At 57.3% G+C, this 17,955-nt stretch carries 16 protein-coding genes; 8 read left to right on the top strand and 8 right to left on the bottom strand.

Annotation, left to right across the window (positions count from 1 at the left end):
* Nucleotides 1-80: 80 nt before the first annotated feature.
* From CAF79_RS01060 to CAF79_RS01050, 3 genes are all read right to left on the bottom strand, one after another.
* On the bottom strand, nt 81-452 hold the full coding sequence (locus CAF79_RS01060; protein WP_085696035.1) for a DUF6124 family protein: 372 nt from the start codon (nt 450-452) through the stop codon (nt 81-83).
* 357 nt (nt 453-809) lie between these two features.
* On the bottom strand, nt 810-1,175 hold the full coding sequence (locus CAF79_RS01055) for a hypothetical protein (RefSeq protein WP_085696034.1): 366 nt from the start codon (nt 1,173-1,175) through the stop codon (nt 810-812).
* Nucleotides 1,172-1,876 (bottom strand): SDR family oxidoreductase, encoded by a 705-nt coding sequence (locus CAF79_RS01050; protein ID WP_085696033.1) that lies wholly within the window; start codon nt 1,874-1,876, stop codon nt 1,172-1,174. The genes CAF79_RS01055 and CAF79_RS01050 overlap by 4 nt, the downstream gene beginning before the upstream one ends.
* A 99-nt stretch (nt 1,877-1,975) precedes the next feature.
* On the opposite strand from CAF79_RS01050, the gene CAF79_RS01045 reads away from it, so the two are divergent.
* The gene (locus CAF79_RS01045) at nt 1,976-2,875 is read left to right on the top strand and encodes a LysR family transcriptional regulator (protein WP_085696032.1); all 900 of its coding nucleotides are present in this window, start codon (nt 1,976-1,978) and stop codon (nt 2,873-2,875) included.
* A gap of 40 nt (nt 2,876-2,915) precedes the next feature.
* Here CAF79_RS01045 and CAF79_RS01040 read toward each other — a convergent pair whose 3' ends face one another.
* Nucleotides 2,916-4,859, bottom strand: a complete 1,944-nt coding sequence (locus CAF79_RS01040; protein WP_085696031.1) for a hypothetical protein — start codon at nt 4,857-4,859, stop codon at nt 2,916-2,918.
* 227 nt (nt 4,860-5,086) lie between these two features.
* Between CAF79_RS01040 and CAF79_RS01035 the strand changes: the two genes are divergently transcribed.
* The 3 genes from CAF79_RS01035 (at nt 5,087) to rarD (ending at nt 9,375) form a co-directional block, all read left to right on the top strand.
* Entirely contained in the window at nt 5,087-6,100 is a 1,014-nt protein-coding gene (locus CAF79_RS01035) for an aldo/keto reductase (protein ID WP_085696030.1), read from the top strand.
* A 108-nt stretch (nt 6,101-6,208) separates the two neighbouring features.
* The gene (locus CAF79_RS01030) at nt 6,209-8,326 is read left to right on the top strand and encodes an acyltransferase family protein (RefSeq protein WP_085696029.1); all 2,118 of its coding nucleotides are present in this window, start codon (nt 6,209-6,211) and stop codon (nt 8,324-8,326) included.
* 167 nt (nt 8,327-8,493) lie between these two features.
* Nucleotides 8,494-9,375: an EamA family transporter RarD gene (gene rarD, locus CAF79_RS01025; RefSeq protein ID WP_085696028.1), complete on the top strand. Its 882-nt coding sequence runs from the start codon at nt 8,494-8,496 to the stop codon at nt 9,373-9,375.
* A gap of 61 nt (nt 9,376-9,436) precedes the next feature.
* On the opposite strand, the gene hppD is transcribed toward rarD, so the two are convergent.
* Nucleotides 9,437-10,513 (bottom strand): 4-hydroxyphenylpyruvate dioxygenase, encoded by a 1,077-nt coding sequence (hppD, locus tag CAF79_RS01020; RefSeq protein ID WP_085696027.1) that lies wholly within the window; start codon nt 10,511-10,513, stop codon nt 9,437-9,439.
* A 246-nt stretch (nt 10,514-10,759) separates the two neighbouring features.
* Nucleotides 10,760-11,707: a DMT family transporter gene (locus CAF79_RS01015; RefSeq protein ID WP_085696026.1), complete on the bottom strand. Its 948-nt coding sequence runs from the start codon at nt 11,705-11,707 to the stop codon at nt 10,760-10,762.
* A 77-nt stretch (nt 11,708-11,784) separates the two neighbouring features.
* Between CAF79_RS01015 and CAF79_RS01010 the strand changes: the two genes are divergently transcribed.
* The 3 genes from CAF79_RS01010 to CAF79_RS01000 all read left to right on the top strand — a co-directional run bounded on the left by CAF79_RS01010 (nt 11,785) and on the right by CAF79_RS01000 (nt 14,899).
* A complete protein-coding gene (locus CAF79_RS01010) occupies nt 11,785-12,657 on the top strand; it encodes a LysR family transcriptional regulator (protein WP_085696025.1) in 873 nt (290 codons plus the stop codon).
* A gap of 106 nt (nt 12,658-12,763) precedes the next feature.
* A complete protein-coding gene (locus CAF79_RS01005; RefSeq protein ID WP_085696024.1) occupies nt 12,764-14,299 on the top strand; it encodes an EAL domain-containing protein in 1,536 nt (511 codons plus the stop codon).
* Between the two features lie 234 nt (nt 14,300-14,533).
* A complete protein-coding gene (locus CAF79_RS01000) occupies nt 14,534-14,899 on the top strand; it encodes a histone-like nucleoid-structuring protein, MvaT/MvaU family (protein WP_085696023.1) in 366 nt (121 codons plus the stop codon).
* Nucleotides 14,900-15,105: 206 nt separating this feature from the next.
* Here CAF79_RS01000 and CAF79_RS00995 read toward each other — a convergent pair whose 3' ends face one another.
* The gene (locus tag CAF79_RS00995) at nt 15,106-15,624 is read right to left on the bottom strand and encodes a DUF4946 domain-containing protein (protein ID WP_085696022.1); all 519 of its coding nucleotides are present in this window, start codon (nt 15,622-15,624) and stop codon (nt 15,106-15,108) included.
* 142 nt (nt 15,625-15,766) lie between these two features.
* On the opposite strand from CAF79_RS00995, the gene gloA reads away from it, so the two are divergent.
* The gene (gene gloA, locus CAF79_RS00990) at nt 15,767-16,288 is read left to right on the top strand and encodes a lactoylglutathione lyase (protein ID WP_085696021.1); all 522 of its coding nucleotides are present in this window, start codon (nt 15,767-15,769) and stop codon (nt 16,286-16,288) included.
* Between the two features lie 81 nt (nt 16,289-16,369).
* Here gloA and ahpF read toward each other — a convergent pair whose 3' ends face one another.
* The gene (gene ahpF / locus CAF79_RS00985; protein WP_085696020.1) at nt 16,370-17,932 is read right to left on the bottom strand and encodes an alkyl hydroperoxide reductase subunit F; all 1,563 of its coding nucleotides are present in this window, start codon (nt 17,930-17,932) and stop codon (nt 16,370-16,372) included.
* Nucleotides 17,933-17,955: the final 23 nt, after the last annotated feature.

The following is a 17,955-nucleotide window of genomic DNA, read 5'->3' as shown; positions in this document are numbered from 1 at the left end:
GGACGCGGAGCGTCCCGGGCTGCATTCCCACGCGGACGGTTCGACGCCTCGACGTGGGAACGATCAGGCTAAGGATCTGGCTACAGCGGCGCTTCAGCCTTCAGTTCCAGATTATCCAGCGCCCGATTCACCGCCAGTTCCCCCAGCATGATCAGTTGCGCGATCCCCAGCAGCACATGCCGATGCGAGCCGTCCACCAGGCCGGCGAAGTCGGTTGCCATGATTTTGGCCGAGGTCAGGGTTTCGCAGGCATCGGCCAACAGTTCTTCGCTCGGGATACCGGGGGCGATGAGGTAGCGGGTGTTGGGTTTGAGCAGCGGTTTTCTGGGGAGCAGCGGATTGAGATAGTGATCGAGGGCGCGTTCGGCGGCTTCGTGGAATTTCTTGGAATCGAGGGTTTCGTAGGGCGAGGTGGTGTCGGCTTCGGGTGGGTTGGGTGTTGGTTTGATCACGTTTGAATCTCCAAATCAGAAAAATGGAGCCATCAAACTTCGCTACCAAACGAAGAGGTGGTGGCCATGCACGGGTTGGTAGACCGGTGACTTGGAGAACCGGCGCGCTCGAAAGCGCCCCGCGCATGGCCACCATAAAAGCACGGACGGATAAGCGTCCGAATACGGTGAGTTGCGCAACAAGTCAGAACCGGGCTACCAAACCCCATCGCTGTTTTTCAGCGACGAGATAACGATAAAACCCGGCCTATAAGCGCACAAGCCGGCGGATTCTGGCGCAGTTGTAGGCAACGGCGCAAGGTTGTGTAGCCTGAGGTGCGTGTCTGAACGTGTCCTTTAAACGCCACGATTAAACGCTCACAAGATCCCCGTTTTTGCATCCAGTTCCAGCACCAATCCCCCCGGCATCTGCACAAAAATCTGCCAGATCCCGTCCTCCGGCACCTGCGCCACCTGATACGGCAACCCACTCCCCTGCACCCGCCTCAAAACCACCGCCGCGTCTTCATCCGTACGAAACGCAATATGACTCAAACCAGCGTCCTCAAACGAAGGCTGCTCAATCACATGCACCAACGCCTCCCCATCCTGATACAACCACCGCCCGGGAAACGGAAACGGCGGTCGCCGCCCCGGCGTCAATCCCAGCAATACATTGAAGGCGTCCTGAATCGGTTGCCCGTCCGGCGCATTGAACGCCAGGTGATCGAAGTGCCAGGTCATAACAATCCACCTCCGTCGACATCGATGATGCTGCCGCTGATAAAGCCGTTTTCCATGACCAGCATAAACGCGGCTGCCAGATCCTGCGGCGTGCCGATCCGGCCTACCGGCAGCGCCGCCGAGTTGCGGGCGAACATAGCATTGCGCTGGCTTTCGTCCATGCCGGCGTAGGCTTCGGTGTCAGTCACGCCGGGGCTGATCACGTTGACCCGACGCGGTGCCAACTCCTTTGCCAGTTGTTTGGCGAGCGATTCAAGCGCGGCGTTCAAAGTGGTCTTGATGAACTGCCCAGCGACAAATTTGCGCGACAACAAACCCGACGTCAGGGTGATGCTGCCCCGCTCGCTCAGGTACGGCAGCGCCGCTTGAATCGCGCGCAAGGTGCCCCAGAATTTCACGTCGAAGGCCTGCTGCGCTTGAATCAGATCGCTGTCGGCCAGAGGCTTGGCGCTGACGCTCGGCCCGGCGGTGATCACCAGATGATCGAGGGCGCCAATGCGTTCGAACAGTTGGCGCAGCGAGGCGTCATCGGTGACATCGGCAGTTTCGTGACGGACACCATCATGGATTTCGGACGTTTCAACACGGCGCCCGACCGAATAAACACGGGCGCCTCGTTCAGCGGCGTTCGACGCGACGGCGGCGCCAATGCCGCTGCTACCGCCGATGACCACAACAGTCTGGTTGTCGAATGGTTTCATGAGAGTTCTCCGGTGGGCTTGAGGAGATTGCATCTTCCCCGGTTGCCAATCGCAGAAAAATCCCGGTAAATCGGAAGGATCTTTAAAGGATTTTTACCAATGAGCTCGATTCTCGATCTTGAGATCTTCGTCCGCACCGCCGACTCCGGCAGCATTTCCGCCGCCGCCCGGGCGCTGGAGCTGACCCCGGCCGCCGCCAGCATCGCCTTGAAACGCCTGGAAACCCGCCTCGGCATCCGCCTGTTCGCCCGCTCGACCCGCAGCATGCGCCTGACCGAAGAAGGCCGGCGCTATCTGGAAAGTGTGCGCCTGGCACTGGCCACATTGGCCGAGGGCGAACAGGCGCTGAAGCAACAGACGGAAGGCCTTAGCGGCGTGTTGCAACTGGCGGCGCCGTCGGACTTCGGGCGCAATGTGTTGCTGCCGTGGCTGGACGATTTCAAGCGCGAGCACCCGCACATTCAACTGCAATTGCTGCTCAACGACCGGCATGCGGATCTGTTTCGCGAGACGGTGGATGTGGCGCTGCGCTTTGGCGTGCCGAGTGATTCGACGCTGGTGGCGTTACCGATTCTGCCTGAGCACCGGCGCGTGGCCTGCGCCAGTCCTGCGTATCTCGAGCGTCACGGCACGCCGCAAAATCCTGCCGAATTGAGCGAGCACAGCGCCCTGCTCTACCTGCGCAACGGCCGTCCCTACAACACCTGGCGCTTCCATCGCGAGGACGAAACGGTCGAGGTCGAAGTACGCGGCGACTACCTCAGCGACGACGGCGAAGTGGCCCGCCGCTGGGCGCTCGCCGGGCACGGCATCGCCTACAAAGCCTGGCTCGACGTGGCCGAAGACGTGCGCGCTGGGCGGCTGGTGACGCTGTTCGATGACTGGCACGGCGAGAACGTGCCGTTCAATCTGCTGTGCCCGCATCGGGTGCAGGTGTCGGAACAGGTGAAGGTGTTGCAGGCGTTTTTGCGGGTGCGTTGCCGAGCGCTCAGCCGATGACATCCGAAACCAAGCGCCCGATCAGGAGCAGTGGATCAAATTAGATAGGTATCAAGCACCACGATGTAAGAGTACTAAGCCCCGTGCTTCCGAAAATAGATAAATCCGTTCTCAAGTAATTATAGAAACGCCCATTTTGGCTGCATGCATTGACAATCTCTGGAATGAGCGGAATATAAACACGACGAACATCGGCAACAAAAGTATAGTTATAAGTCGTAAATCCTCCTAACAAGTTCATCCAGACAATCGCGTCATCTGCGCGTAACTTCTCAGTGCTTATTTGCAGCTTGAATTTATTAGTTACCGCAACAAGATAAGACAAAGTACTGCCTTCCTGATCGGTGACATAGATAGTTGCCACGCCACTTTTCAACCCCACCACTTTGCCCTGTGCCGTCACGGGAGCCGTCAGTGGATCAGACGATGCATAGTCATACGGCGGAACACCACCGGTTGGAACCCGAACGCCGGTATTGCCAATCGAATCCTCCCCTGTTTTCGGCCACCCATCGACCTTCACCGAAAACCCGCTCAGTTTCATCTGTGTCCGATCAATGTTGAAACCCAACCGCTCAATCTCCCAGGGTTCGGACTCAAACTGATTCCCGTTTTTTTCCTTCACAGTAAAACGGTGTGACCCTTCCGCTATTGATATGAACTTGCTTTCCCACTTGTAATTCGTTCCGACTTTGACTTCTTCCCTCACCGTACCGCCATCAAGAACTTGCAACACAACACCCGTCAGCGCAGCCCCTGACAACATGACCTTATTGTCAGAAACAGTCCCGCGATGTTCCAGTTCCACGTTGAACGAGTTCTTCATCGAAATAATCACGGGCTTCTGAATGACCCGTGCCCGTGCAATTTTTGAAATTGCATTAACTTCATTTCCACGAATACGTTCGTAAAGAACCTTGACCGTACTGTCGGCAATCACCTTGGCATTGTCGATCATCAACCGATGGGTAAACGGAAGCCTTGTCACCTCAGCGTCTACCACGTGTTCAACCACGCTTCCGCTACTGGGTGTCGCGAAGTACTTCACCCTCAAGGTATCTCCGCTTTCCCAGCGTGGTGCAAAAACATGAACCTGAATGGTCAGATCCCGAGTGCCGAGCTTGTTCCAATCAATAGTGTCCGGCTCATCGTCGGGGTCGTCCGGGTCCTCGGCAATGTCGGGGGCGGCCATTCTGGCGCCCTTCAGGTCAATCACCAGGCGGATCGGCTTCGACCAGGGCGAGGTCGGGTCCGCTCCGTTGGTGAGTTCGTCCTCGACCGTAAAGTCAAACGCGGCTTGCGGATTGTCGCCAGCGGCTTCGAAAAAAGCTTTATCGAGCCACACCCCGATGATGGTCGGCTCAGTGGTCGGTGTGGAGGGGGCCTCATCCGGATGGACCACATGAGTAAGAACATGGCCGTTGCAGCGCAGCGAGATTTTGTCGAATGCGCGGCAATAAGGGTACATGCAATACGCCTGCACCCCCTGCGCCGCGCGGTCGGCATCGATGCCGTCGTCAATCACGTCTTGCGGCAGGATGAGTCGAAGCTCGGAATGCCCTTCATCCCCTTTGATCTTGTCTTCGATGCCTGGACGAATCTCGTTGTATTTGATGGTAATGGGCGGTTCATAAGTCTCCTCGCTACTGTCAAGGCGCCGGGCCGTGTAGTTCAGGGTATTCGGCAGATCGGGAAGCAGCAGATTGTGGGCAATGTACAGCGTGGTCGCAGACGTAGCGGACTCGGTCTGTTCACTGGTGATTTTGTCCACACCGTTCAGATTCAGGAACACCGTCATGTTGGGCTCCTGGCCCAGCAAGGCTGGAACAATCACCGTTGCCCCCAGAGGTTTCTCCTCATAAAAACGAATGGCAAGACCATAATCCGCACCCGCCACATTTTCCTTGCCGTCGGGCAACCGAGGCGCGTAGAGATTGATTTCGTCACCCGCAGTCAACCCTTGATCAATCGGTTCAGTGGCCATGAGAACGCTCCTGATTTCACAAAATGTGTCGGCATTTTTTGCTCGCACCGTCAGAGCAGATCAGGCGCTATTCACAGGAAAATTTCCTACTGTCAGATCTGACAGTGGCGATGAACGGTCGGCAGTGCGCCAGAAACTTCGGGGCCGCTGCTGGACAAATTCACTTTGCCGCGTCGGATGCTTCTGGTATTTGATGGGAGCTTTCCCACCGACAAAAGGATTTCGGCATGAGCTATCGCACACTGGGTCACTCGGGGTTGCAGGTGTCCACCCTCACCCTCGGCACGATGATGTTTGGCGAACAGACCAGCGCGGAAGACTCGCTGCGCATCATCGACAAGGCGTGGGATCAAGGCATCAACTTCATCGACACCGCCGACGTCTACACCAATGGCCGCTCGGAAGAGATCGTCGGCGAAGCCATCGCCCGTCACCGGCATGAATGGGTGCTGGCGACCAAAGTCGGTTTCGGCCCCGTGGATGGCGTGCCGAACCGCAGCGGCTTGAGCCGCAAGCACATCTTCAATGGCCTGGAGGCCAGCCTGACCCGGCTCGGCACCGACTACCTCGACATCTATTACCTGCACCGCGAAGACCACAACACCCCGCTGGAAGTGACGATCTCGGCGATTGGCGATCTGATTCGCCAGGGCAAGATACGTTATTGGGGCCTGTCGAATTATCGCGGCTGGCGGATTGCCGAGGTGATTCGCGTGGCGGACAAACTCGGTGTTGATCGCCCGGTGATCAGCCAACCGCTGTACAACATCGTCAACCGTCAGGCCGAAACCGAGCAGATCACCGCAGCCCAGACTTACGGCCTCGGCGTGGTGCCTTACAGCCCGCTGGCCCGTGGCGTGCTCAGCGGCAAATACGCACCGGACGTAACGCCGGACGCCAACAGCCGTGCCGGGCGCCAAGACAAGCGAATTCTGGAAACCGAGTGGCGCGTGGAGTCGTTGCGCATTGCCCAGCAGATTCAGCAATACACAAAAGAGCGTGGGGTCGGGATTGTCGAGTTTGCGATTGCCTGGGTGCTGAACAACGGTGCGGTGACGTCGGCGATTGTCGGGCCGCGTACTGAGGAACAGTGGGATGCGTACACCAAGGCGCAGGCGGTGAAGATTACGGCGGAGGATGAGGCGTTTATCGATTCGCTGGTGACGCCGGGGCATGCTTCTACCCCGGGGTTCAACGATGTGAGCCATTTTGTGTCTGGGCGTAAACCCCATAAGGCTTAGGATTTTCCCTAAACCTTGAACAGCCGATACAATCGGCTGTTTTTTATTGAATCAAGCGCGATCAAACGGAATCTGATTGATCGTTCGGAATTTGCAAGGGATCAGCACATGTCCAATCGCTCCGCCGAGCTCCTCAGAAAGCCACTGCGCGGGCTGCTGTTCAAATTAACGGGCGATAAAGATCTGCGCGCCCTCACTTGCGCTATGGAGCCCGCAACTTTCGGCGATCGCCGCCCCTCACTTGCGTACCGGGCCGATATTGACGGACTTCGCGCCATCGCTGTTCTACTGGTGTTGATCTTCCACGGCGAACTGGCGCTTTTCCCGTCCGGTTTCATCGGCGTCGATATCTTCTTCGTGATTTCGGGTTATTTAACCACCGCTATCATCATGAAGTCGCTGCACAACGGCACGTTCACTTTCTCGGGGTTCTACACGCGCCGGATCTGGCGACTACAACCGGCCGTTATTGCGTTATTGATCGTCACATTGACGCTCACGACGCTACTGTATTTGCCCGATGATTACGTCGATTTTTTAAAAAGCGAAAAGTACACCTCGTTAATCATCTCCAACCAGTACTTTTCCAAAGTGACCACGGGTTACGCCACACCGGATGCAGCAAGCCTGCCGCTGTTGCACACCTGGTCTCTGGCCATCGAATGGCAGTGGTATCTGATACTCCCCCCGGGCATCTGGCTGCTCAACCGCTATCTGCCGAAAGTTATTTTCAAAGCGGCGGTGCTCGGCCTGACCGTGGCGGCAATGGTGCTCGCGCTGTACCTGTCTTACGCCACGCCTGAGAAAAACTACTATTTCTTCGCTGCGCGGATTTTCGAATTGATGATCGGCTCTTGTGCGGTCATCTTCAGTACGGACAAGTTCCGGCTCAATCGCCTGAGCGCCTCTGTGGTCTGTGCACTTTCGCTGGTCACGATCATCTATTGCGCTACCCGGGACGATATCTTGCCGGGATTCCCGCAATACCATGCCATTGCCGTATGTCTCGCTACTGCAGCTTTGCTGTACCAGGGGATTGGTGATGCAAGCATTTTCGCCAAGCTACTCGCGGCCAGACCCATAGTGTTTATCGGCACACTCTCGTACTCCTTGTATCTATGGCACTGGCCGATCCTGGCGGTGATGAATTACATGGGAATCGCGCTAACCCCGTCGATGACGATCATTTACTTCGTTTGCACTTTCATCACGGCCTGGCTCTCTTATGTGCTGATTGAAAACAAGTTCCGCAAGGCACGATTTGGCTTTGGCAAAACGCTCGTGGTACTGATGATTTTGCCCGCTATCGGCCTGTCGCTGCTGCACTCTGCCAGTGTCAGGCACGAGGGCTGGCCGGGCCGCTTCAATCAGGGCTACAGCAACATGCTCAACGATTTGAAAGCCTCTGTGCCAGTTGCTCGGGAAGGATGTCTTGGTGTCAGCGATGGTGCCGATCCTGGCTGCATATTCGGCGCCGATCAAACGGCGCCACAAGTATTTCTGATGGGCGATTCGTTTTCGAATCACTACTGGGGTTTTGTTGAAACGCTGGCCAGGGATGCCAATCTTGCTGTACTCGCACAGGCTTACCCGGCGTGCCTGGCATTGCCCGGGATCTACCAGTACGACGAGAAAAAATACAAGAACGCGTTGTTTGAAAAATGCCACGACGCCGCTCAACGCTATTACGAGATGATTGCGAACAAGCATTTCAAGTATGTGATTGTGGGCCAGTTCTGGGAGGCTTATTTGAACGGTGACATCGTCACCAAACGCGATGATCCTCACAGCCTGGAACTGTCCCGACAACGCTTTGGCGTAGCAATCCGGGAAGCCCTGGATATTATCGTCGCATCAGGCGCTATCCCGGTGTTTCTGGAGAACACGCTGCCCATGCCACCTGGTATCAACGCGTGCCTGCTGCGCCAGGTCAAGTTGCGTGGGCTGATGGGCAGCGTCGAGCAAGGCAGCCTCTGCGCTGCTATGCCATGGTCCGGTAGCAAAGAACCAGCGCTGGAAACACTTTTTAATGAACTGAAGACTGAATACCCCGGGTTAATCGTCATTGACCCGAAAACCGTGCAATGCACAGGTGATGCGTGCATGAACACGGTCGACGGTTTTCCGGTCTATCGTGACATTGGGCACATCACCGATTACGCCTCTTACAAGTTTGGCGAGATGTATCTCATGAACTTTGGTAATCCCTTGCAAGTTGGGCAGTGATGATTTCTGCCTCCGGACGGGCTCCGCGGCAAGGTTGAAAGCTTCGCGAGCAGGCGAATGTCTATGGGCTGTTTCATGTGTGGCAAATATTGAGCATCTGCCCAATATTCAGCACAAAAACCACGTATCCTGCGCACCCCGTTTGACCATTACCCCGCGAGGACAGTTTGTCTAAAGGTATCGCTCTCTCGGTAACAGCCTCGACGCTGTTTGCCGTCATGTATTACTACACCTCGCTGCTCACCCCGTTGAGCGGCGTGGAAATCTTCGGTTGGCGGATGCTGCTGACCGTGCCCTGCATGACCCTGTTCATGTTGTTGTCCGGCGAATGGCGGCGGGTGCTGGACCTGCTGCGCCGGATCCCTGCGCTGCCGAAGCTGACCGGCGGGTTGATCCTGTCGTCTGCGTTGCTGGGCGTGCAGTTGTGGCTGTTCATGTGGGCGCCGCTCAATGGTTACAGCCTCGATGTGTCACTGGGCTACTTCCTCCTGCCGCTGGCCATGGTGCTGACCGGGCGCATCGCTTATGGCGAGAGCCTGTCGTACCTGCAAAAAGTCGCGGTGTTCTTTGCCAGCCTCGGCGTGTTGAACGAGCTGTATCAGGTGGGCGGATTTTCCTGGGCGACGCTGGTGGTGGTCGTCGGTTATCCGTTGTACTTCGTGCTGCGCAAATACCTCAAGACCGACAACCTCGGCGGCCTGTGGGTCGACATGACTTTGATGCTGCCGGTGGCGTACTGGTTTGTGCGCGGCGGCGAACAGGGTTTCGGCGTGTTCGATCAGTACCCGGCGCTGACGTGGCTGATTCCGCTGCTCGGCCTGATCAGTGCATCGGCGCTGGTGGTGTACATCATTGCCAGTCGCCTTTTGCCGTTCAGCCTGTTCGGCTTGTTGAGTTACGTTGAACCGGTGTTGCTGCTGGGTGTGGCGCTGCTGCTGGGCGAGAGCATCAAACCCGGCGAATGGTTGACTTACATTCCGATCTGGCTGGCTGTGGTGGTGCTGGTATTTGAAGGGTTCAAGCATCTGATGCGCCAGCGGCGCCCGTAAGACGAGCAATAAAAAGCCCGGCCTGCAATTGCAGGCCGGGCTTTTTTACATCTGATGCGGGTTACTCGGTAGCGAGTACACCGCGACGCACCTGGTCACGCTCGATCGATTCGAACAGTGCCTTGAAGTTGCCTTCGCCGAAACCATCATCGCCCTTGCGCTGGATGAATTCGAAGAACACCGGGCCCATCAGGGTTTCCGAGAAGATCTGCAGCAGCAGACGCTTGTCGTCCTTGTCTGATGCGCCATCGAGCAGGATGCCGCGCGATTGCAACTGATCCACCGGTTCGCCGTGGTTCGGCAGGCGGCCTTCGAGCATTTCGTAGTAGGTGTCCGGCGGCGCGGTCATGAAGCGCATGCCGATTTTCTTCAACTGATCCCAGGTCTTGACCAGGTCGTCGGTGAGGAACGCCACGTGCTGGATGCCTTCGCCGTTGAACTGCATCAGGAACTCTTCGATCTGCCCGGCGCCCTTCGACGATTCTTCGTTGAGCGGGATGCGGATCATGCCGTCCGGCGCGGTCATCGCTTTCGAAGTCAGGCCGGTGTATTCGCCCTTGATATCGAAGTAACGGATTTCGCGGAAGTTGAACAGTTTCTCGTAAAAGTTCGCCCAGTAGGCCATGCGGCCGCGATACACGTTGTGGGTCAGGTGATCGATGATCTTCAGACCGGCACCGACCGGATTGCGATCAACGCCTTCGAGGAACACGAAGTCGATGTCATAGATGGAGCTGCCTTCGCCGAAACGGTCGATCAGGTACAGCGGCGCGCCGCCAATGCCTTTGATCGCCGGCAGGTTCAGTTCCATCGGGCCGGTTTCGATGTGGATCGGCTGAGCGCCGAGTTCCAGTGCGCGTTTGTAGGCTTTCTGCGAATCCTTGACCCGGAACGCCATGCCGCACACCGACGGGCCGTGCTCGGCCGCGAAGTACGAGGCGACGCTGTGCGGTTCGTTGTTGAGGATCAGATTGATCGCGCCCTGGCGATACAGGTGCACGTTCTTGGAACGGTGGGTCGCGACCTTGGTGAAGCCCATGATCTCGAAGATCGGCTCCAGAGTGTCAGGCGTCGGCGCTGCGAACTCGATGAACTCGAAGCCCATCAGGCCCATAGGGTTTTCATATAAATCTGCCATGGTTGGCGCCTCATCATTCTTATCAATTAACCAGAGTTATTTGTCAGTAATGCTGAGGCCGGTGGGTGGCGCACAGGAGATGCCACGCACACTGCGGGCGAGGAAGTCACCGTAGATCAGTTGAAACCCGAATATCTTCATTGTCGACCCAAGGCTCTTGCGGGCGAGGCTTCTGCTGCCAGAAGACGATTATTATTGTATGCGTAACCCGATTCTACACAGCGTAAATAGGGTTGTCTGCCCTCTCTATAAAATCCGCTTTTTTCGGGTCGGTGCAAGGGGTTTGTTGCACAGCCAGATACCCGCCAGAATCAGCACACCGCCCAGGCACATGGCCAGCGTCAGCTGTTCACCCAGCACGATTGCACCGGCCAGCACGGCGGTCAGCGGATTGAGAGCAATGAACACGCCGGAGCGTGTGGCGCCGATTTTACGGATGCCATCGTAGTAACCGATGTAGGCCAGCGCAGAACCGAGTACGCCCAGATAGGCCAGGCTCAGCCATTGGCGCGGGCCAAGCGCGGCCAAGGCCGCAACGTCCACTTCGCCCCGGCTCAGGGCCAGCGCCCACAACATCAGGGTGCCCAGTAAAATCGAAAAGGTCACGGTCTGCACCGGGCCGATGCTCTGATTGAGGCTGCGTGAGAACAGCGAATAGACGCCCCAGCTCAAAACGCAGCCGAGGATCAGCAGATCGCCAATCCACGCGTCCGGCGTTTCGCTCAACAGCTGCGGGTTGCGACTGACGATCACCACAGCCGCCCCGCTGATGCAGATCGCAATTCCGGTCACTTTCAACCGGCTCAGCCGCTCCCTGAACAGCAACCAGGACGCGAGACCAATGACCGCCGGGTTCAGCGCCACGATCAATGAGGCACGAGAAGCGTTGATGTATTGCAGCCCGTAAAAGAAGCACAGGTTGTAAAAGAAGATCCCGAAGAACCCCAGCAGCGCCAGTTGCAGCCATTGCCGGGGCGTGGGCCGCGCCAGCGCAATCCGCGCCAGTCGCAGAAACCCGAGCAATGCCACGCTGGCCAGCAAAAACCGCAGGCTGGCAGCAAACACCGGACTCAGGCTACCGGCCAGAAAACGCCCGGCCACCCACGTTCCGCCCCAGATCATGGTGACCAGGGCCAGGTTCAAATAGACGGGCACGTCCGAAGCGGCCGGACGAACAGGTTCATGACAACTCATAACGTTCCCAATGATGAGACTGGCGGATGACGTATCATTCGATCGATTCCTCATCATCGTAAAATGAGTCTTTACTCATGACCCTGACCCAACTCGAAATCTTCTCGATGGTGGCCGAACTGCGCGGCTTCACTCTCGCTGCCCATCGTCTGGGAGTTTCCCAGTCGGCGGTGTCCCACGCCTTGAAATCGCTGGAACAGGAACTGGGCGTCGAACTGCTGCGCCGGCATCAGTCGCAAGTTGAACTGAGCGACATCGGCGAGCAATTGCTGCTGCGCGCGCGGGCGATGCTCGGGCTGGCCAATACGTTGCGTCAGGAGGCCGCGGATGCGCGCGGCATGAAACGCGGCACCTTGCGCATTGGTTCTTTCGGGCCGACGTCCTCGATCAAGTTGCTACCGAAGATTCTTCAGCGCTATCGCGAGGCGCATCCGGGGATCGAAGTGCACATTGATGAAGGCCCGGATCGGCAAGTCATCCAGTGGCTGGAGGAGCGGCGGATCGACATCGGTTTTGTAGTGCTGCCAGAAGAACGCTTCGACACGTTTGCCCTGATTGAAGATCAGATGGTCGCCCTGCTCCCGCTCGGTCACCCGTTGGCGGCGCGTGAATCAGTAAGCCTCAAAGACCTTTGCAACGACCCGTTCGTGCTGACCGAGGCCGGTTCATCGGAGCTGGTTTCGCGCCTGTTCAACACCGCGCGGTTGAGCCCGAACATCCGCTATCGCTGCTCGCAACTGCTCAGCACTCTCGACACGGTCGGACGAGGCGATGCCATGACCGTGGTGGCCGAAGGTTCGTTGCCTTTCGATTCCGACCCACGCTATGTCAAGCGACCGCTGTCCCCCGCAGTCAACCGGCAAGTGGGCCTGGCGGTGCTGGATCAGCGCCAGGCGTCACCCGCCACGCTGGCATTCATTCAACTGGCAACACGGCTGGATTACCGTTGAGCAGCACAGGTGCCATTGACCATCTATCATGGGCTCAGATCACGGGAGTTGCGCGCACGCTTCGCCTGCCATCAAGTGCCCCACTCCATTGCGACAGGATGCGCCCATGCCACTGACCGTCAGGCCCCGCCGCAAGCGCAGCACCCGGATTATCGTGACGTTGCTGTGTGGCCTGCTGCCGATCGTACTCGGCAGCGTGATTCTTTATATGCAGGCCGGGCGCGCCCTTCAGCAGAGTTCGCAACACACCGCCGATGAAGCCCTGCGGCAGTTTGAACTGATGCTCGACAATACCGCCCTCGCCGCCCGGGAGTTGCTGCCGCTGGCCGGCCAGTCCTGCGAGACTGTAAAACTGGCCTTGCGCGAACAAGTCACCCGACGCCCGTTTGTGCGCTCGACCAATCTGGTATGGGACGACAATCTCTATTGCAGTTCGCTGTTTGGCGACTTCAAGGAAGTCGTCAATCCGGGCGACTACACCCAGGGCAAGTTGTGGCTCATGAACGGCAACCCGGTCACGCCCGATACTGCGTTGCTGGTATATCGTCTGAGCGAAGGGCGCGCAGGCGCACTGACCACGCTGGACGGCTATCACCTGAGCAACATCCTGCGTCTGATCGGCCGGCACACATTGTTGTTACTGCAAGTCGGCAACAACTGGCTCTCGGCCGACGGCAAAGTGCATCAAGGCGCACTGCCCGCGTTGCCGGTGGCGCAAAGTACCTTGCACTCGCCGCACTATGCATTCTCGGTCACCGCCGCGTTTCCGGAAGGCGAAACCTGGCGCTACATGAAAGATGAATACCCGCCGCTGTTCAGCCTGCTGATGTTCTTCGGTGCGGTATCGGCAGCGATCGGCTACATCTTGCAGAAGCGCTCCACATCGCCCAGCCATGAAATGCTGCGAGCTCTGGAGGCGGGAGAGTTTATTCCCTACTTTCAGCCGGTGGTGCATGGCGACAGTAAACAGTGGTCGGGCACGGAAGTGCTGATGCGCTGGAACCATCCCAAGGAGGGGCTGGTACGTCCGGACCTGTTCATCCCGTTTGCCGAACACTCCGGGCTTATCGTGCCAATGACCCGCGCCTTGATGCAGCAGACCGCTGTCCTGTTGGGGCCGCTTTCGTCGACCTTTACCGCGCCGTTCCACATTGGCATAAACATCACCGCCAGCCACTGCCAGGATCTGGAGCTGGTTGAGGATTGCCGTGAATTTTTGTCAGCTTTCCAGCCGGGCAGCATCAGCCTGGTCCTGGAGCTGACGGAACGCGAGCTGATCGAGCCGTCCGAGATCACCCACCAGCTGTTCGAGCAACTGCGTGCGATGGGTGTAAAGATCGCGATTGATGACTTTGGCACCGGTCATTCAAGCCTTGGCTACTTGAGAACGTTCAATGTCGACTTCCTCAAGATCGACCAGACATTTGTCGCGATGATCGATAAAGATGCCCTCTCCCGGCACATTCTGGACAGCATCATCGAGCTTTCCACCAAACTGGATCTGGGCATCGTGGCCGAAGGTGTAGAGACACAAGCCCAGTGTGATTATCTGGCCGCCCACCATGTCAACTTTCTGCAGGGCTACCTGTTCGGCAAACCGATGCCGGCTGCAGACTTCATCGATGCATTAACTCATCATTAACTTGGCAGCATAAATCCTGACTCGCCGACAGCTCGCACCAAATTGATACAAAACAGCGTTGTTGTTACATGAAGAAAAAGTCAGGATTTACTCTTGCCGCATTAACTACTACAATTTTTCTTACCTGTTGCGAGATTGACAGGTGAGCCATTATCACCGAGTCGCTTCAAGGCTCTTGGCTTATAGCTTTGTTTGCGGTTGGTTTCAGCCAAACACACTATTGGAGTAAAGATATTGTCCAGACTCGCTGAATTTCGTGCAGCTGAAAAAGCCCTTCAGGAACAGCTCAAGCAGCTTGAATCGCTGAAGAACGATGCCGGGCTCAAGAAAGAAATCGAATTCGAAGAAAAGCTCCAGGGGCTGATGAAAACCTACGGCAAAGGCCTGAAAGACATCATCGCCATTCTCGATCCGAACCCGGCGAAATCCGGTCTGCAATCGACCGCCGCACCTAAAACCCGCCGCGCTCGCGTGGTCAAGGTCTATCAGAACCCGCACACCGGCGAGCTGATCGAGACCAAGGGCGGCAACCACCGCGGCCTGAAGGCCTGGAAGGAACAATACGGTGCAGCCACCGTTGATTCCTGGTTGCGCAGTTAATCCCTCGCAAACATGAAAGCCCTGCATATGCAGGGCTTTTTTTTGGACAATATTTAACAAATACAACGACTTTTCTGGCAGAAAAGTTAAGTCTCAAACCCGTTCCGCACTGAAACTATGCTTCCGAATGTTGCCTCATTTCCCGGCAATAACTTTATGCTTAATCAGTTCGGGTATCTAACATCACGCTGACCACGAACAGGCGATTAGAATTTCAAGCTGTTTCGTGCCGCCACTATGTCATCGCCGCTGGCCTTATAAACCTCTGCCTGCCCGGCATACGAAAGTACGTAAGCCTTATTCGCCTCCACCGCTGCAACCAATGTTTGCGACAGCACGTGACGGCCGTTTTCAGTCACGGTACAAGTGGTCTCAAGTGCCGCAAGCGAGCCCAGCGTAGTCGCGTGAACCTTGTTGCAGACACTCTGATAACCGCTCTGGAAAAAGTCTTTCTGCACCGACTTGCGCATCTCCAGCAACACGCCCTGCAAGTTGACCTGATGACCACTTTCCACACGGGTCATCGTCAACTCCATCACCATCACCTGATTGCCATCGGCGTCAGTCTTCACCCCGCGCTGACGGGAGACGTCCGGGGATGTTTCAGGCAACGCCTCGACTTCCCAGCCGGCGGGCCAGGTGATGCTCGGCGCCTCGGCAAAGGCCGGTAGCGCCAGCAGGGAAAAACCCAGGAAAACGAACAGCGATTTGAACGGTCGGATCATTACCAGAGGCACTCGCGGATTGAGCCGTAAAGTCTGAGCCCCGCCCGCTCGCAGGGCAAGCCCACGCTTTCGGTTTGGCGATGCTGCCAGGCATGCGTATCATTGCGCCCATTCACTCGCCCCAATTTGTTACGGAGGGCCCATGAGCCTGCAAGAACTGAACACCTTCCCTGGCGTCACCGCCACCCCAGATAGCGCAACCCGCAACTTCGTGTTCAACCACACCATGCTGCGCGTCAAAGACATCACCAAATCGCTGGATTTCTACACCCGCGTACTGGGTTTCTCACTGGTAGAAAAGCGTGACTTCCCGGAAGCGGAATTCAGCCTGTACTTCCTCGCGCTGGTCGACAAATCGCAGATCCCGGCCGACGCCGCTGCGCGCACTGAGTGGATGAAGTCGATTCCCGGCATTCTTGAGCTGACCCACAACCACGGCACCGAGAACGACGCCGACTTCGCCTACCACAATGGCAACACCGACCCGCGCGGTTTCGGCCACATCTGCATTTCGGTACCGGATATCGTTGCCGCTTGCGTACGCTTTGAAGAGCTGGGCTGCGATTTCCAGAAGCGCCTGACCGATGGCCGCATGAAGAGCCTGGCGTTCATCAAGGATCCGGATGGTTATTGGGTCGAAATCATCCAGCCAGCGCCGCTGTAAAGCTGAGTCTGGGTAGAAAGCACCCCGCAAAGAAAAAACCCCATCATCACTGATGGGGTTTTTCTTTTTCAGGCCCGGGATTTATGCCGGAGCCGAAGTGCGGATCAGGTGATCGAAAGCGCTAAGCGAAGCCTTGGCGCCCTCGCCCACCGCAATCACGATCTGCTTGTACGGCACGGTGGTTACGTCACCGGCGGCAAAGATGCCGGGGATCGAGGTTTCACCGCGGTTGTCGACGATGATCTCGCCGCGCGGCGACAACTCGATGGTGCCCTTGAGCCAATCAGTGTTGGGCAGCAGACCAATCTGCACGAAAATCCCTTCCAGTTCGACGGTATGCAGCTCTTCGGTATTGCGATCCTTGTAGCGCAGGCCGTTGACCTTCTGGCCATCGCCGGTGACCTCGGTGGTCAGCGCACTGGTGATCACAGTGACGTTAGGCAGGCTGTGCAGCTTGCGTTGCAATACGGCGTCGGCGCGCAACTGAACGTCGAACTCCAGCAAAGTTACGTGTGACACGATACCGGCCAGATCGATCGCTGCCTCTACACCGGAGTTACCGCCGCCAATCACCGCCACACGCTTGCCTTTGAACAGCGGGCCGTCGCAATGCGGGCAATACGCTACACCCTTGTTGCGGTATTCCTGCTCGCCCGGCACGTTCATTTCGCGCCACCGCGCGCCGGTCGCCAGAATCACGCTCTTGGCCTTAAGGGTCGCGCCACTGGCGAAGCGGACTTCATGCAGCTCGCCATTCTTGCCCGGGATCAGCTTGTCGGCGCGTTGCAGGTTCATGATGTCGACGTCGTACTGCTTGACGTGTTCTTCCAGCGCGGTCGCCAGTTTCGGGCCTTCGGTTTCCTGAACGGAAATGAAGTTTTCGATGGCCATGGTGTCCAGTACCTGACCGCCGAAGCGCTCGGCTGCAACACCGGTGCGAATACCTTTACGTGCGGCATAAATCGCCGCCGAAGCACCCGCCGGGCCACCGCCGACCACCAGCACATCAAAGGCTTGCTTGGCGCTGATTTTCTCGGCCTGACGCTCGATGGCGCCGGTGTCGAGTTTGGCGAGGATTTCTTCCAGGCCCATACGGCCCTGGCCGAAGTTTTCGCCGTTCAGGTAAATGCTTGGTACAGCCATGATCTTGCGATCGTTGACTTCGTCCTGGAACAGCGCGCCGTCGATGGCGACGTGGCGGATGTTCGGGTTCAGCACGGCCATCAGGTTCAGCGCCTGAACGACATCCGGGCAGTTCTGGCAGGACAGCGAGAAGTAAGTCTCGAAGTTGAACTCACCCTTGAGCGAGCGGATCTGTTCGATCACTTCGACACTGGCCTTCGAAGGGTGTCCGCCGACTTGCAGCAGGGCCAGCACCAGCGAAGTGAATTCATGGCCCATCGGGATGCCGGCGAAACGCAGGCTGATGTCGGCACCGGGGCGATTGATCGAGAAGGACGGTTTGCGTGCATCGTCACCGCTGTCGATCAAGGTAATCTGATGCGAAAGACTGGCAACGTCTTTCAGCAGGTCAAGCATTTCACGGGATTTCGCACCGTCGTCGAGTGAGGCAACGATCTCGATCGGCTGGGTGACCCGTTCCAGGTACGATTTCAACTGGGCTTTAAGATTGGCGTCCAACATACGGGCGATCTCCTGACTTTATT

The sequence above is a fragment of the Pseudomonas sp. B26(2017) genome, from assembly GCF_002113045.1.
GTDB lineage: Bacteria > Pseudomonadota > Gammaproteobacteria > Pseudomonadales > Pseudomonadaceae > Aquipseudomonas.
This window is presented reverse-complemented; position numbering and strand designations above follow the sequence as displayed.

Excerpts from the sequence above, each read along its gene's own strand:
- hppD (WP_085696027.1), bottom strand. The coding sequence starts at position 10,513 with ATGGCAGATTTATATGAAAACCCTATGGGCCTGATGGGCTTCGAGTTC.
- CAF79_RS01040 (WP_085696031.1), bottom strand. The coding sequence starts at position 4,859 with ATGGCCACTGAACCGATTGATCAAGGGTTGACTGCGGGTGACGAAATC.
- CAF79_RS01005 (WP_085696024.1), top strand. The coding sequence starts at position 12,764 with ATGCCACTGACCGTCAGGCCCCGCCGCAAGCGCAGCACCCGGATTATC.
- CAF79_RS01035 (WP_085696030.1), top strand. The coding sequence starts at position 5,087 with ATGAGCTATCGCACACTGGGTCACTCGGGGTTGCAGGTGTCCACCCTC.
- CAF79_RS00995 (WP_085696022.1), bottom strand. The coding sequence starts at position 15,624 with ATGATCCGACCGTTCAAATCGCTGTTCGTTTTCCTGGGTTTTTCCCTG.
- CAF79_RS01030 (WP_085696029.1), top strand. The coding sequence starts at position 6,209 with ATGTCCAATCGCTCCGCCGAGCTCCTCAGAAAGCCACTGCGCGGGCTG.
- CAF79_RS01055 (WP_085696034.1), bottom strand. The coding sequence starts at position 1,175 with ATGACCTGGCACTTCGATCACCTGGCGTTCAATGCGCCGGACGGGCAA.
- gloA (WP_085696021.1), top strand. The coding sequence starts at position 15,767 with ATGAGCCTGCAAGAACTGAACACCTTCCCTGGCGTCACCGCCACCCCA.
- CAF79_RS01010 (WP_085696025.1), top strand. The coding sequence starts at position 11,785 with ATGACCCTGACCCAACTCGAAATCTTCTCGATGGTGGCCGAACTGCGC.
- CAF79_RS01045 (WP_085696032.1), top strand. The coding sequence starts at position 1,976 with ATGAGCTCGATTCTCGATCTTGAGATCTTCGTCCGCACCGCCGACTCC.
- CAF79_RS01015 (WP_085696026.1), bottom strand. The coding sequence starts at position 11,707 with ATGAGTTGTCATGAACCTGTTCGTCCGGCCGCTTCGGACGTGCCCGTC.
- ahpF (WP_085696020.1), bottom strand. The coding sequence starts at position 17,932 with ATGTTGGACGCCAATCTTAAAGCCCAGTTGAAATCGTACCTGGAACGG.
- CAF79_RS01050 (WP_085696033.1), bottom strand. The coding sequence starts at position 1,876 with ATGAAACCATTCGACAACCAGACTGTTGTGGTCATCGGCGGTAGCAGC.